The sequence below is a fragment of the Paenisporosarcina quisquiliarum genome, assembly GCF_027563315.1.
GTDB lineage: Bacteria > Bacillota > Bacilli > Bacillales_A > Planococcaceae > Paenisporosarcina > Paenisporosarcina quisquiliarum.
On record NZ_JAMKBJ010000006.1, the window covers coordinates 110,669 to 126,408 of the forward strand.

Below are 15,740 nucleotides of genomic sequence, written 5' to 3' on the forward strand. Positions count from 1 at the left end.
AAAATCACTTTTAGGAGATGAGTGTATGTTAGTTAATTTTAGATTTGGGAATTTTTTATCTTTTAACGAACTTTCACATTTTTCTATGGCAATTGGTAATACAAGACGGCATCCTACTCATGTTATGAAATTTCCGGACATTTCATTACTTAAATTTGCCGTTTTATATGGTGCAAATGCTTCTGGAAAATCAAATTTAGTTAAAGCTATAAAATTTTCAAAAAATTTAATTTTAAAAGGTGTTCCAGATACTATTACTTTTGATAAATACTCTAAAATAGACCCAAGTAATAAAGAGAAAAATACTCAATTCGAATATGAAATCGTTATTGGAAAGTATGTTTATTCTTATGGTTTTTCTGTTAATTTGTTTGAAAAAAAAATCAGCGGCGAGTGGTTATATTCATTAAAGGATAATAAGGAAATTGAGATTTTCGTTAGGGAAGTAAATAATGACAAAAATAATTTTCTTATTAACTACGAAGCATTACAATTAAATGAAAATGATGAAATGCGGTTGAAAGTCTACACTGAAGACTCCAAGTTTATCTTTAATTCATTATTTATTACTGAGTTAAATAAAAACAAGCAGCCTTTAACAAACAGTGAAGATATATCTGTTTTTAACTTGATTTATGAATGGTTTGAAAATAAATTAGAAGTTATTTCTCCTGATGAATCACCTTCCGAAAATGGAATAACTTATATAAAGAAAGATAATGGATTAGCATTATCAAATTTTTTGAATGCTTTCGGTACTGGTGTGAAGGAAGTATGTACTAAAGAAATAAATGAAAAAGATTTGTATAAGGAAATGCCTTCCATGATAGTGAAGAAAATTATTGAAAAAATTAAAGAGGATTCGGAAACTACTCACGCATTACTTAGAACATCAGACAATATTCATGAAATTGAGAAAGTAAACAATGAAATTCAAATTAAAACTGTAACTTTTAAACATTCTACAGAAAATGTTTTTTATACAATAGGTGAAGAGTCGGATGGAACTGTAAGATTAGTAGAAATTTATGATATCCTAGCTAGCAATAATGAAAAAGTTTATGTGGTAGATGAAATAGATAGGAGTTTGCATCCGAATTTAACGTATAATTACATTAATGAGTATTTAAAAAAGAAATTACCTGGTCAATTAATAGTGACGACACATGAGGATAGACTCCTTGATTTTGATATGTTAAGAAGAGATGAAATATGGTTTGTTGAAAAACAAGATGCAGGTGATTCAAAACTATACTCATTAGAAAAGTTTAAAGAAAGATTTGACAAAGACATATTAAAAGCCTATTTAGATGGCAGATATGGTAGTATTCCTGAATTTAAATTCTTTAATTTATAAAAGCTACAGATTGAATGGGGAAACAAAATGACTTATCGACTTTCAAACACAATGCCGAATCAATCGAGAAATGTTGATGTGAAAAAAGAAGAAAAAAAGAAATTCTTTTTTGTAATCGAGGGAGAAAAGACAGAAAGTATTTATCTCCAAGAAGTTGCTCAGAATGTAAAGAAAGACGCTTTAATTGATGTTCTTATTTTAGAGCGTATCCAAGGGTCACATTCGAATCAATACAAAATTACAGCAACAATTCAAGAATATGTTGCTACACATAGCCAACTTACACAGGAAATAAAAGATAATCTAATATTACTGAATGATCAATATGAAGAAGAAGAATTATCTGAAGTTGAATTAATAGAGAAATTGTCTGAAATACTAGGAGATAAAAAGGAATCATTGATAATCGAACATAATAACAAGGTTATTCAACAAATTAGAGCATTAAATAATCTTAGCAGTTATGAAAAAGATTTTGATAAAATATGTTTAATATTAGACAGAGATTATAGGAGTTTTAAAGACTCTCAATATGATTTAGTATTAGAGATTTGTAGCGAATCAAATTTTTTGTTGGGTATTACTAACCCTAATTTCGAATTTTATTTACTGTTACATTTAGATGAAGCAACATCATATGATCAAGAAAAAATTAAGAGAAATCCCAATGTTACAAGTAAAAAAAAATATACAGAATATAGTTTAAATGAAAAATTAAAAGAATATGAACGTTCATATAAAAAAAATAATTATGATGCTAATTTTTTTATAAAAAAATATTCTGATTTTAAAGATAATATAACCAATTATTCAGTCGATAATATGAATTTGAAAGATAATATCGGAAGTTCAGTGCATCATATAATTAATCATTTATTAGATTGAATTTAATATAGATATAAGAATTACAATTTGTTTTGACTATTTATGACACATGTTTCATTTATCATCGCAATTTCAATTTCTCATCATATCATTTTCAATATAATAGAGAACCGCCGAGTGGTACGAGACTGACCCAGTTAATTGAGACAGAATAATATACCTTTAATTTAAGCAGCCAGTTACTTGTATTGTACCGGTAACTGGTTGTTTAAATTTGATTGAATTCGGATGGTTGCCTGTTTTGTTTCGTTTTACAAATTCACACAGTATGTCAACCGTAAGTTTGCATAATACGTTAGTCAACGATATGGTTCCCTATTCTCTCTTTACGTAAAAGCTCCGTATTTTTACGTTCTCATATGTAAATTGTTGTTCCGATTAGTATGCTGTTCACGCCATCTATATAAGTGACAATTTTTTAAATGTCATGGTTTTCTTTAGTTTTTTAAAGGCATTTAACGCTTTTCTTGGTGCCACATCATTTTCACCACTTGGTAATATCCTCCACTTGTGAATCGAGACTCTCCAACATTTCAGCCAAGTTAAAACCTGCCAAACTTAATCGTACTTCTTTTTCTTTTACTTCAACCGAGAGGTGACACTGTTCCCATAGAAAAAACAACTACACGTTGGATTTAGGTACCATATACTCGAATTTCACCCTAAAGATGTTTTTATTTGTTCCAGCTATAGGGTCATTCCCTTCCAATTTAATATGCCATTCAACTCTTTCCTATTGATATCTATAGAAAGGGAAAACTTTTTAATAATAGGTATAAAATTAGCTACTTGAATCGTAGACTGGGAATATTAATTGTAAAATGATGGAGGTATTCCCATGAACTTCGCAAAAAGCCACTTAAAGCTTTTTAAACAGACATTAATAAGTGGAGTTAAAAACATTAGTATAACTGTTCCATTTAAAAAGACTGAGGAATATAACCAGAAAATGAATCAAAAGAACATTATTGCATTCAAGAAAAGGGATTCAGTACAGGAAACCAATCACATTGACCGTACTGGTTTTATTCGATCCATCTTCGAAGTTTTTGGTTATACAGCTGTTATGTCAATTCCGGTTCTTTTTATGATGGTTTTGCTGATCTTGTCGTTTGTCTTGAATGATTTTCTTGAGGCAATTCGTGGATATGCTTTACTTACGTTGGGCCTTTCTGTGCTGATGCTTGGGGTCGGGTGGTATAAGCCATATAAGTTTTGGACCTTTATGTTGTTTTTAGCTGGTGCTTTTTTAACGGTGCTTGCATTCGGTCCGCAGGTGATTGAAGGGTATACAGGAAAAACCTTGACCGAGGTCAACTGGAAGAATGGCTATTGGGTTACGTTGCAAGCAACATTTGTTTTTCTTTGTACCTTCATTAGTTCCGTTTCATTAATTGCATGGGTGTTTCTAGTTTCCAAGGGACAACGTCAAAATCCATTTAAAAGACTTCGCATGCTAAATTTAAATAGAAGATTAACGCAGCTAAAAAAACGGTTATCTAATTAAAGGTGAATGCAGATAGCTGTGAAAAAAATGAACAATTCTATGAGAATTATCCATGGGTGGCACTTATTAGCCAAAAACGCACAGGTACCAATTGAAGAAAAGGTGCCACCCATGACAATGCAAAAAAACAGGCTGCCATCTATCCATTCAATTATGGATAAGGCAGCCTGTTTTTATTTAAGTTGTAAGTGTTCTTTAAGTACAGCTTGTTTCTCGGCTAATTCCGTCTCGTCCATATGATAATACCAAACCCCGTTCGTGTTGCTACCTGTACCTTCTTCAAAATATAATTGTTCGACTTTTTCTAAGGCGTCTCGATAATTTTTCTGCACATTCACCATTTCATCAAACGTCATATTGGTTTGTATGTTTGAACCTAGTGCATTGAAGATATCACGGTAATTCATCAAGCTTTTCACCGATGCGCCTTTCTTCAATACACCTTCAATGATTTGTTTTTGACGATTTTGTCTCCCAAAATCTCCATTGGGATCGTCATATCTCATTCGAACAAAACTTAACGCTTCTTCACCGTTCAGTTTAATATCACCCAATGGATACTTAAAATGATCAACAGAAAATTCAAGGGTGTTATTAACGGTGACTCCTCCAACTGCATCCACAATGTCTTCGAAACCTTCCATATTCACTAGGACCACATAGTCTATTGGAATATCTAGTAGTTCTTCAACTGTAGCCATCGACATATCAATCCCGCCAAATGCATAGGCATGATTTATTTTATCCTTGCTGCCTTTGCCAATAATTTCGGTATACGTATCTCGGGGGATACTCACCATTTTCGTTGATTTCTCATTCGGGTTAACAGTCATGACGATGATGGTGTCAGACCGTCCTTTATCTCCTTCACGTTCGTCAATTCCCAGTACTAAAACGGCGAAAGGGACTTTCTCTTTAAGTTCGATTTCAACCTCTCGCATTTCAGAAACTGGCCGTTCGACTGGACTATGAATTTCTTCCAAAGTAGAAGTTAAACTCAAATAAATGTTTAATACATAATAACTTCCTAATATAAGCAGAAATCCTAAAATTGCAGCAATCCAGAGCCATTTCATATTTTTATTAGCTGAAAACTTCACTTGATATCCTCCAATATGTTCATGTGAAGCTTGTTAGATGGGCAGAGGAATAATTGCTGCTCCATGCTCAACCCTTGTATTTCAAAATATTCACCACTCCTTACATTTAGTACTAAGGGCATACAAAGATGAAATTGGAAAAAGGCGGCCGAATGAATTTTTCGGCTGCCTTTTATGTGTGAAGAGTATTTTATTAAAACTGGCTAATTCTTTTAATGAAGGTTTTCAAACACATATTGTCGAAAGGAGTTCCTAAGCGTTAAAAGGAGGGAACAAGATGAATGAAGAATTTATCTCTGTAAATGATCGTGAAATTATTATTAATACACTATCGCCTCAAGTTAACAGTTTAAGTGTAGATGATACATTGTTAATTGATCATCAAGGACTTTCTATTGAAAACGTTCAAAAGAGTAGCTACAACTTCCTGAGTGACATGCCGCATTCAACCAATAAGCAGTTATTTAAAGTGAAGGTTAAAGGCAGTAATTTAGAAAAATCCTTTCGATTAATAGGAAATAAAGACGAATACTTTTTTGCGATACAAGATCGTTTTCTTCAGTTGCTGGACTTGGATGAAATAGATCGCGACGTTGAGTTATTTTCTCGAATTTCTCCGAAAATAGAAGTGCTCACACACTCAGAAGGAAATAATGCTGTAGAGGCTAAAATTAATAGACGACAGATGAACTACTTAATCAATAATTCGATAGAAGATCGTGAAAAAATTTCAAATCAAGTGAACAGTTTAAGCTCTATGTCTTCTGACAAAAGTTTTTACATTGTATTAAATAAATTTAAAAGTGAACCGAGTCAGCTCGGTCTTTTCAGATTAATTGAGGATGGAGACTCGTTCAGAAAGGAAAAACTAACTGAAAAACCTTTAGAAGATGACAAACCGATTGCGATTATCGTTCATGGATTGGTTTCCAGTATAGGTGCTTCATACTTCAATTTGTTTAATACTCTGCGAAAAGACTATGACGTATTTGGTTTTGAATACCTGACCGTCAATGAAAGAGTAAGGAATAGTGGAATCTTGTTAGCTAACGAGGTCAATGTGTTAAAGAAGAAGTACCCTAAGAAGGAGATATTGATTGTAGCTCATAGCATGGGGGGCTTGGTCAGCCGTTCTGCCTATATCGAACAAAAAGCCTCGATCGATAAAATCATCCTGGCTGGAACGCCGAATAATGGTTCGATTTTGATAAGTGTCCCGATGTTAGCACGAAAATGTCTAATCCTGTATGGCATTCTGAGTAACCTAAAGGGTAAAAACACAATTAAAAGTGAAGACTTCTGGCACTTAGTCAGACCGGGAAAGTTACAAGGTTTCAATGATTTGGCCAATAACTCCGGCTTTATTAGCCAGTTAAACTCAAATGATTTAATCGATTCCAATAAAAAATACTTTGCACTAGCGGGGAAAAACCATGGTCTTCTAAATGACGGGATTGTACATACAGACAATATGGTGACCATCAACGAAATCAAAATACCCCACACGACGAGTGAATGGAATCATTTTACGTACTTTAAGGAATCGGATATAGATATTTACTTAAAACGAGCGATTAATTATTTAAAATAAAAAGTAAACAAAAGCGAAGAGAATGGTTGGTCATTTCCTTCGCTTTTTTTAGTTCTTCCATAAACATGCTTTATCAATAGATTCTAAATACCAGTAATGATTGAAGAGATGTAATTTTGTAAGAGATGTGCTTTCCATAATAGCGGATTTCCAATAATATTAAATTCTGAAAGTTATTGGGGTTTTTTGGGATGAAATCTCGATAGCAGGATCGGACGGCTAACATGTGTGTCAATCGTGCGCTAGCTTTATCTGCAAATTGCTTAATTTCTGCACAAGAGGGATGGTCTAGTGCAAAAGTAATGCGGGGGAAATAGGAGACTGCTACTGAGTAAGATATCATAATAAAAAATAATACATAAATTTTTCTAAACCTAGATAAAGTCGCATGCCGAATTATTGGCAATTTCAGAATGAAGCGAAAAAGAAAAGACTCTTCAAAGAGAGTCTTCGATGTTATTTAGGGTTAATCATTCTCAACAGGGTTCTCTAACTTGACATCAGGAGTTGTGGTCCATTTAGCTTGAAAATTATTCATCCCCATTAGCAGATGTGGCATCTGAATTTGGGTCTGGCAAAGGGTCTGTAGTAGGAGCGGGTTCAGGAACAAGGGGGGAAGGTACCGGAACTTGTACAGATTCGGTTTCTGGTTCCTGTTCATTCTCTACTGGTTCTGATGAATTTTCTCCTTCTGAGGCAGGAGGGATTTCAGGAATCGTTTCAGGAACAGTAGTAACCGCCTGGTCCATTTGAGCGATTGCTTCGTTCATGATTGCATTAATTTGTGCAGTAATTTTCTCTTGTTGTTCAGTTGTATCAATATTCAAATTCTCAATTAACTCATTTGCATACTGACGGAGAGAAGCAATTCGAGCTGACTTTTGGTTTTCCGTAAATGCATCCAGTTCTTTTTTAGCAGAATCCATTTCGTTTTTTAATTCTACTTTCAATTGAGCTATAAGTATTGTTTTTTCATCCGTAATTGCTGCGTCAATTTCTTTTATGGATTCGGATTCTTTATTTTTGAACCAATTAAGCAATAGCGTACTTACATCAGCATCAGCGAATGTCGTCTTCATTCCACTACTAATACCAAGACTCAGTACGAGCGCTGCTAACACGACAAAAATCTTTTTTCTCTTTTGAATCTTTTTATATTTTTCAAGCCTACTCAGCATTTCGTTACCTCCAGTTACAACAATAAGGACCCCGAACTACGAGGTCCTTATTGAGTATTAAATTACTAATTAAATGCCGTCAACCACAGTTTGTAATGCAGCTTTTGCAGCATTCTCTAACTCAAGTGCTTTAGCGTCAATAAGAACTTTTTGAGCAGCTACTAAATCATCACGCTTTTGTGTGATAGTGCCACGAAGTTCCACAATTTTCGCATCAATCGCATCTTTAATTGCTTGAGTAGTTGCAGTTTCATTTGCGTCTAATTGACCTTGAAGATCAGCTTTTGCTTCAGCAATTGCTGTCTGTAGCGCTGTTACTGCTTCAGTCTGTTTGTTTCCTAAATCAGTAATCAAGCTAGCACGTGCTGCATCACCTTGAGAACCAGTAAAACCAGTTAAATCGTTATTTGCATAATTTGTTGCTGCATTTCCAGCTTGTAAAATTAATGTGTCTGCCGCAGTTTCTAAAGCAGCAAATTGACCATTCATATATCCTTCAATTTCAATCTGCATTGAGTTAATTGAATCGATATGTTCTTGCGTTCTATTGTCGATATTAGTACTTGCTAATTCTTTTGCAGCATCACGATCATTGCCAATGCTTGTACCTGCAGCCGCTCTTAAACCTGCATATTCAGTTGCCCATCCATTTAAATTACTTGTTACATGACTTTCAACACCATCAACGATATCCGAACTAGCTGCTCCAAACTGGTTTTCATACCAATTTTCTAGATTATCCCCCGCTGACGAATTAGCAAATGCTACACCTGCACTAGATAGTAGAGCTACTGATACTGTTCCTGCGATTACTTTACCTTTGATTGTTTTTAACATTTGAATGTCCCCTTTGTGGTTGGTTTTTTGTATGAATTCAAGCATTTTGCTAGATTCATTTGAAAGTTATTCATTTAATACATCTTCTAAAATTTCTTCTACGCTTTGTTCGACGTCTTCTTCAATATCCTCATTTGTATTGGCTTTTTTTGCGTACACTTTGAGGTTTCCATCTTTTATTTCCAAAACTGTCTGATTCAAACGATTTTCAGTCTCGATTTGATATCGTTCAATTTCGGAGATTGCTTCACTTGCACGTTTTGTTGTGAAGCTTGTAAGCGAGCTGTCAAAAGTATGTTTGGCTTCACTTACAAAGATTTTAACGTTCGAAAACGTTTTCCATAGACCAGAGCCTGTCGCCGCCCCTAACTTGTCGCTTTCATTTTGAAATGAATGCTCATACCAATTAGAAAGGTTGGCTGCCGGATCGGATTTCGCATACATTGTTCCTGCGCCAAGTAGCACAGAGGATGCAACAATAATTCCAATAATCTTTTTCAATAATTCCTCTCCCTTCCAATTGTTTGACGACTCTTTCAAAACTTGTGAGCAACAATTGGAGCCAATAGATGATGCAAATTTTGTTACGAATAAGCTGAATTGAAAAGTAGATTCATTTTACCTCTCCCTTGGGGTCATTCGACCAGAATAATTTATAGTAAAAGTGAAGAATCACTTTATACTCATAATTAAATTTACATTTATTACTAATATTTTGGATATAAATATCTATACAAATATGAAAAAAATCAAACGATTCGTTTTTATTGATTCGTTTTTCCTACATCCTTAATTTAAATCATAAAAAGTTATTAGTACATAAGAGGTTTTGTAATCTTCTGTCGATTCCATATTTTTCTTTGTATTAAAAAGTCGAAACGAAAAATTGGAAATTAAAGATGGTCTTAAATGTTATCAAAGCAAAAAAGTCCGCTCTAAATTCCCAATAACTCCCACCTGAGACATTCTCTCCAAAAATATATGTATTTATAACCGAATTATGCAGAACTTTTTATTGTTACCCAAAGTTATTCGTTTATGTATATCTCAAGGACAAAGAGTGAGAGCTTTTAATCAATTTGCATGATTAGAACATGGTGAAATTCTGAGGAGATGATTATGCTGAGTGATAACCATAAGACATATCAACGAATTAGAAACTGGTATAGAATTAAATAAAAGAATAAGAAAGGAATGGACTAATTGAAGTTAACTTACGAAATTCTGTCTGATGAGAACATTGAATGTCTTAGAGATGCTTGTAATGAGCTGATGGTCTTTCAAAAATCGAAAGCAACTATCACTCCAGAACTGTTTGATAATATGAATTTTGATACGAGATTGAGGCCCTCAGTAAAAAAAGCAGTACATAATTACACGGTTGTTGTTAAGGACGGCGAACAAATTGTTGGGTATGTTTATTCGAACATTTCTCCAAAAGAAACCTATTCGAATGAATTTGCTACTTTCTTTGATCTCGGAAGCGTTAGTGGAAAGTGTGTAGGTTGTTTGTCGCAGTTTTATATTAAGGAAGAATATAGGCAATACAGTGTTGGGTCCACGCTTTTCAAAATGTCGATGGAGTGGTTAAAGAAGTTTGAGGAAGTGGAAGATGTTTTTATCTTTGTCTCGAATGGGAATGACAACGCACTCGAATTCTATCAACGTAAAGGGTTTACGGTTAGTCATGAGATCTTGGATGGTTTTATCACGGTTTTGAGAAATAAGTAGTGAGTATACTAATTTAATAATAATGGGTTTGGGCAAATGGAGAAAAAACTGGCTGGACTCATAAGTACTTATTTAGATCAATTGGATGAAGTCAATTCTACAAAATATGAATTGATCAAATTGGCAACTCCCAATAACATCTTGATTCAATTCCATCAATGGGCAAATGGAAAACCGGTTATCGCTGCTTATGATGTTTCAAAAATCGGGGACGAGCGCTATTATTTTTTATTCATCGATTGGCACCGCAATGACAATTACTATTTGGTTATCTATGCACATGATAAATCCACCACACTAGCCGAGCTAAATAAAATAATTGAAGAAGATGACGTGAGTTTTCTATCGTGGAAATACAACCCGTTAAAAAGAGACGGTAAAAACGACATCCGAAAATCGTATTATAAGCAAACCTTTGGATCGACGACAATGAACATTCCACTTCCGAATTCAACTAGAGAAATAGAAAATTTTTTGGATCAGGTATTCAAGCTTTGCCACAATCGGGTGAGAGCCGACCGAATTGTAGACATTTATGATTTTCAATAAAAAGGATGGAAAGGAAAGAGCCTGTTGAGATTTTTCAACAGGCTCTTTGCGTAAGTTGCTACTATACTATTCAATCATCGAGTATGAACTCTGTTGTGATTGATTTGTACTTCCGTTCTTCTGTAACACTTTCAAGCCTTGTCCCATGTCTGAAGCCAATACGTAGTTCCGATCGACGAATACTCCCCAGATATTTGATTTGCTTGGAATATAAGCGCCTGTTTCGACTGGAGAAGAAGGGTTTGAAATGTCAACAGCTCTCACTCCACCAGAATAATGCGATAGGTAAAGTGTATTTCCATGTACTTTCGGGTCATGGACTGTTGCACCGCCCGGAATTTTCTCAGTGAAATCCGTTTTGAATGTACTCAGGAGTTTCGGATTTGTTTTATCTTTAATATCATAAATCATCGTGTATCCATAAGCCGATTCAAATCCTTCTCGAACCGGACCAAACACTTCACGTGTCTCAACGAGCACAGTACCGCCTCGAGCAAGATCCATGGAATGTGCAGCTCCTTGAACGGTGTTATTAAAATCAGTTCGCCCTAGATAGACAGGATTTTTTGCATCGCTAATATCGAGGATAATTGTACCTAAATCCCAATAAGAAAGGTAAGCAGTCGTTCCATTGTCATCGGTTTTTACACTATGAGCAAAGGCAGTTCTTTTAACTCCTTCTTCATCTGTCCAGTTGTAGCCATCGTAATTGGCATCATTCACTTCTGGGATATACTCGCGTGGATCAAATTCATAAATAGTTTCAGGGTTCGTTGGATTGCTAACGTCAACGAATGACACGTCCATGTTCTTTCCGTGTGAATAATAGTCCGCATAACAATCAGCCGTCAATACGTAAATATTATTTCCTTGAACTGTTAAGTAAAGTTCATGTGTTCCTCGTGCCGGAGAAGGTGACTCCCAGAACCCAAGTTTCTTCGGATTTTCTGGATTCGTCACATCGTATAAAACGAAACCACCTTTAGTGTCATGATTAAAACGATCGAGTTGCTGAACACTGACTACAGCTAGATCGCCTTTGAAATCAGGTGTGTTGACCGACTTCACAATCACTTTTTCTTGCCAAGTACCTTTAATGCTCGCAAAAGAGGAGACCTCCACTGGGTTGGAAGGATCCTTCATATCAAATACCCTGACACCGCCAGCTCCACCGTTGGCTGAATGAGTGCCAAGATATGCGTACCCTTTATACGCATAAACATCAGCTGTGGAATTTTTGACTCCAGTTTGAATTTCTTTCAAAGGAATAGATGCCACTTCTTTCAGATTCCCTAAGTTTTTACTGCCTTCCAATAACGGTACTGATAATTCAACACCTGCTAAATTTTCTCCTTTTTCTCCAGACCCACCAAGTTCGTCATGGGCATAAACGGTTGTTCCTGTAACAGAAAAAGTCATGATGCCAGCCAACGCAGTATTCTTCCAGAATTTTTTATTCATCCATTTTCCTCCTCGTCATCTCGAATTTACAAACTATAAGTATCTATTGGTACTTGGTTGCCTCACTTTCCTTCGGATATTAAGCTACCCGAAATAGTATATGTATATATTACTGAATATTTGGAATTATTTACATCCGTCTTTTTACTTATTGTAAATATATAACAATATTCCTAACTTAAAACAAAAATAATAAGGTTAACCCGATATTTTTTAAAATAATTTTTAGATGAATCTAAACAAGTTAAATACTAGGTCAAATTACATACTTTTCATTTAACGCTGTACGATAGATTCAAAATTGTTTATATGACTTTGAAAGGGAATATAATGAGTACACAAGTTGATATTAAAGGAGGTCTTGCGATGAAAATCAGAATCGAGTGGAATTACAAAACACCTAAAGGTCTCGAGACTGTCTTCCAATCCGAAGAGTTGCCAATTGCACATGCATTACTGATTGCAGAAGATCTGGAACGGACGAAACGTACCAAAAAGGTAGTATATACTGACGAGCACGACAGTACATGGACGATAAAAGAAATGAAGCAGTATTTGAAAGGGCTTGAAACTGAACCACACAATATCACGGTTTATTTCGACGGTGGGTTTGACGTTGAAACGAGCAGCTCTGGATTAGGTTGTGTCATCTATTATGAGCAGAGTGGAAAGTCATACAGGTTGCGACGGAACGCGCCTTCTTCGGAATTGATTTCGAATAATGAAGCGGAATATGCTGCACTATATTTGTGCCTGCAGGAGCTCGAGCTTCTAAATGTCCATCATCTCCCGGTCAAAATCGTTGGGGATTCACAAGTCGTCATCAACCAGTTGAATGGCGAATGGCCAGCACTCGAATCCAACCTTTCTAGTTGGGCAGACCGGATTGACGATAAGTTGAACGAACTTGGAGTTCAACCTGAATATAAGTTAGTACCTCGTAAATCGAATGCCGAAGCGGATCGTCTGGCAACGCAAGCATTGAATGGAGTCGAGATACTGGCGACTAGTGAGTTGAAGGCGGAGTAGGTTATTGTTAATAGAGAATAAAGAAGCGGACGAAATTAATTTTTCGGCCGCTTTTACTATGAGGATTCTAGATGACAAATTTAATTTGGGTATATTTTGAAAATAACTATTTAATTAAACAAAATATGGGTATAAGATAATAAAGATTTTCTTGTATCTTCAATACCAGGAGACTAGTATGTTATTAGATATTATGACTGTGGAATAGTTTCTTCTATTAAGATAACGAATAGTAAGAAAGGGGAAGAGATATTGAATAAATTTGTTACTGGAATATCCATAACAGGACTGATTTGGTTTTACGGAATCAGCATGGTATCTGCAGAAGAACACGATGAGAAACGAATGCTCGTTGTGTTTGATGAAGAACTGACTGAACAGGAAATGCTCGAGGCGGTCTTGGATGCGGGCGGTGAAATGTCAGAGGCATATGCGGAAGTGGATATGGCGTCTGTTGAAATAACTTCGGAGGAAGTGGCTGAACTTCGAGAAGATTCTTCAGTGCAACTTGTAGAAGAGGATTTCATCATCAAGCTGAGTGCCCAGATGGAAGATTGGGGAATTGCGTCTACACGCGTTCCTTCTGCATGGAATTCTGGTTTTACCGGTAAAGGGATTAAAGTCGCCGTGATCGATTCGGGCATCTCTACTCACAGTGACTTAGAGATAGCAGGTGGCGTTTCCACTGTTAGTTACACTTCTTCCTATAATGATGATGAAGGACACGGAACACATGTCGCTGGCATCATCGGTGCGCGCAATAACAGTTTTGGTGTGAAAGGTGTCGCCTATGAAACCGAACTTTATGCGGTAAAGGCATTTAATCGAGATGGCGAAGCATATCTGTCCGATTTAATTGAGGGAATTGATTGGTCGATTGCAAACGGTATGGACATCATCAACTTAAGCTCAGGGACTCAAACTAGTACCCGTTCTTTCCTTAATGTTGTGAACAAGGCATATGCAAGTGGTCTGTTAATTGTGGCAGCTGCTGGAAATGATGGTGCTCCGGATGGTCTGGATGATACGGTTGATTTTCCCGCTCGCTATGCTTCGGTCATCGGTGTCGGTGCTGTTGACCGTTATTTTGGGCGTGCATCTTTTTCCTCGACGGGACCAGAAGTCGAAGTGGCCGCTCCTGGTGTTGATATTTTAAGTACATACTTAGACAATCAATACGCTTATATGAGCGGAACATCCATGGCGACGCCTTATGTAACGGGACAGCTTGCGTTACTGAAACAAGCTTATCCAGAACTTACTAATGATCAACTCCGTCAAGTACTGACTGACCATACCTTAGATTTGGGTAAGGCAGGTAGAGATCCATTATTCGGTTACGGTTTCATTCAAGCATCATCCTACTTGGACCCTGTTGAACTTGAAAAAGCAAACCCCTTAACGGGCATGATTTTAAGTGAAAATTCTATATCTGGATCACCAGGATTAGTTCGTAATGTCACTGCAACAGCGACTTATACGGATGGTGCAAATCAAAACGTAACAAGTGAAGCTGTATGGACGTCGAGTAACCCTGCAGTAGCTGAAGTGACGAGTGGCAAGGTGGAATTAAAAGGATATGGCACTACGACCGTGACGGTGACCTACAAGGAACAAACAGCTGTCATTGTGGTAGATGTACCGCTTCCTCAACCAGAACCAAATCCTATGGTGAAACTTGAAGCAACCAATACTTCTCTCATCGGTAAGCCAGGAGATATTTTAGATATTACCGTAAAGGCTACTTACAAAAATGGCCAAGTCCAAGATGTAACGGAATTCGCAGATTGGTCTACGGCGAACACTTCAGTGGCAACGGTGATGGGAGGAAAAGTCCAATTCAACGGCTATGGCACTACAACCATAACGGCAACCTATGAAGGGCAATCGACGATGATTGTCATCAATAGTCCGGAACCACAGTCTCAAGCTGCGCCGAAATTCCAGGATGTCACATCCTTCTATTCACCAGCCGTAACTTACTTGGTGCAAAGACAAATTACCCGTGGAGTTTCAACAACGGAATTTGGTGTAACACAGAATATTATTCGTGCGGATGCAGCTATCTGGTTGGCCATGGAACTTGGCTTGAATACAGAAACCGCAAAAGCATCCGGATTTACAGATGTACCTGAGAGAGCGATCGGAGCAGTCAATGCACTGAAGGAAGCGGGGATTGTTGGCGGTAAAACAACTACTAGATTCGGAGCTTACGATACATTGACTCGTGGAGAAGTAGCTATTATCCTGCAACGCGCGTACAAACTATCATCAGACGGAAGCAAATTACCATTTACAGATGTATCTTCGAAATATAGCATTGCCGTAGGAGCTTTAGTGGCAAATGATATCACAGACGGACTCACGCCTACGAAATTTGGTGTTTCATATCCAATAACACGTGGTCAGTTGGCAGTATTTATGTATCGGTTGTCAGAATTGGATAACTGATGTATCAAAAGGCAACACATCGATTAGATGTGTTGTCTTTTTTTGAAGAAAAGAATACTTTTTA

At 36.4% G+C, this 15,740-nt stretch carries 13 protein-coding genes; 8 read left to right on the forward strand and 5 right to left on the reverse strand.

Going from position 1 to position 15,740, the window contains the following annotated elements:
• Positions 1 to 25: 25 nt before the first annotated feature.
• The 3 genes from M9R32_RS08835 (at position 26) to M9R32_RS08845 (ending at position 3,749) form a co-directional block, all read left to right on the forward strand.
• On the forward strand, positions 26 to 1,357 hold the full coding sequence (locus M9R32_RS08835; protein WP_269926373.1) for an AAA family ATPase: 1,332 nt from the start codon (positions 26 to 28) through the stop codon (positions 1,355 to 1,357).
• Between the two features lie 27 nt (positions 1,358 to 1,384).
• Positions 1,385 to 2,242: an RloB domain-containing protein gene (locus M9R32_RS08840; protein WP_269926374.1), complete on the forward strand. Its 858-nt coding sequence runs from the start codon at positions 1,385 to 1,387 to the stop codon at positions 2,240 to 2,242.
• 838 nt (positions 2,243 to 3,080) lie between these two features.
• Positions 3,081 to 3,749, forward strand: a complete 669-nt coding sequence (locus M9R32_RS08845; RefSeq protein WP_269926375.1) for a hypothetical protein — start codon at positions 3,081 to 3,083, stop codon at positions 3,747 to 3,749.
• A gap of 173 nt (positions 3,750 to 3,922) precedes the next feature.
• On the opposite strand, the gene M9R32_RS08850 is transcribed toward M9R32_RS08845, so the two are convergent.
• The gene (locus M9R32_RS08850; protein WP_269926467.1) at positions 3,923 to 4,825 is read right to left on the reverse strand and encodes an LCP family glycopolymer transferase; all 903 of its coding nucleotides are present in this window, start codon (positions 4,823 to 4,825) and stop codon (positions 3,923 to 3,925) included.
• Positions 4,826 to 5,126: 301 nt separating this feature from the next.
• Between M9R32_RS08850 and M9R32_RS08855 the strand changes: the two genes are divergently transcribed.
• Positions 5,127 to 6,440, forward strand: coding sequence for an esterase/lipase family protein (locus M9R32_RS08855; RefSeq protein WP_269926376.1), 1,314 nt, complete (start codon positions 5,127 to 5,129; stop codon positions 6,438 to 6,440).
• Between the two features lie 530 nt (positions 6,441 to 6,970).
• Here the strand turns inward: M9R32_RS08855 and M9R32_RS08860 are convergent.
• From M9R32_RS08860 to M9R32_RS08870, 3 genes are all read right to left on the reverse strand, one after another.
• A complete protein-coding gene (locus tag M9R32_RS08860; protein ID WP_269926377.1) occupies positions 6,971 to 7,618 on the reverse strand; it encodes a hypothetical protein in 648 nt (215 codons plus the stop codon).
• Positions 7,619 to 7,687: 69 nt separating this feature from the next.
• Positions 7,688 to 8,455: a hypothetical protein gene (locus M9R32_RS08865; RefSeq protein WP_269926378.1), complete on the reverse strand. Its 768-nt coding sequence runs from the start codon at positions 8,453 to 8,455 to the stop codon at positions 7,688 to 7,690.
• A 66-nt stretch (positions 8,456 to 8,521) separates the two neighbouring features.
• Complete coding sequence (locus M9R32_RS08870; RefSeq protein ID WP_269926379.1) at positions 8,522 to 8,956, reverse strand: hypothetical protein; 435 nt, start codon at positions 8,954 to 8,956, stop codon at positions 8,522 to 8,524.
• Positions 8,957 to 9,658: 702 nt separating this feature from the next.
• On the opposite strand from M9R32_RS08870, the gene M9R32_RS08875 reads away from it, so the two are divergent.
• The gene (locus M9R32_RS08875; protein WP_269926380.1) at positions 9,659 to 10,186 is read left to right on the forward strand and encodes a GNAT family N-acetyltransferase; all 528 of its coding nucleotides are present in this window, start codon (positions 9,659 to 9,661) and stop codon (positions 10,184 to 10,186) included.
• 36 nt (positions 10,187 to 10,222) lie between these two features.
• Complete coding sequence (locus M9R32_RS08880) at positions 10,223 to 10,735, forward strand: hypothetical protein (RefSeq protein WP_269926381.1); 513 nt, start codon at positions 10,223 to 10,225, stop codon at positions 10,733 to 10,735.
• A 66-nt stretch (positions 10,736 to 10,801) separates the two neighbouring features.
• Here the strand turns inward: M9R32_RS08880 and M9R32_RS08885 are convergent, their stop codons facing one another.
• The gene (locus M9R32_RS08885) at positions 10,802 to 12,196 is read right to left on the reverse strand and encodes an LVIVD repeat-containing protein (protein WP_269926382.1); all 1,395 of its coding nucleotides are present in this window, start codon (positions 12,194 to 12,196) and stop codon (positions 10,802 to 10,804) included.
• A gap of 366 nt (positions 12,197 to 12,562) precedes the next feature.
• Here M9R32_RS08885 and M9R32_RS08890 point away from each other — a divergent pair, with 366 nt between their 5' ends.
• Together M9R32_RS08890 and M9R32_RS08895 are read left to right on the forward strand one after the other, a co-directional pair.
• On the forward strand, positions 12,563 to 13,225 hold the full coding sequence (locus tag M9R32_RS08890; protein ID WP_269926383.1) for a ribonuclease H family protein: 663 nt from the start codon (positions 12,563 to 12,565) through the stop codon (positions 13,223 to 13,225).
• Positions 13,226 to 13,477: 252 nt separating this feature from the next.
• The gene (locus M9R32_RS08895; protein ID WP_269926384.1) at positions 13,478 to 15,676 is read left to right on the forward strand and encodes a S8 family peptidase; all 2,199 of its coding nucleotides are present in this window, start codon (positions 13,478 to 13,480) and stop codon (positions 15,674 to 15,676) included.
• Positions 15,677 to 15,740: the final 64 nt, after the last annotated feature.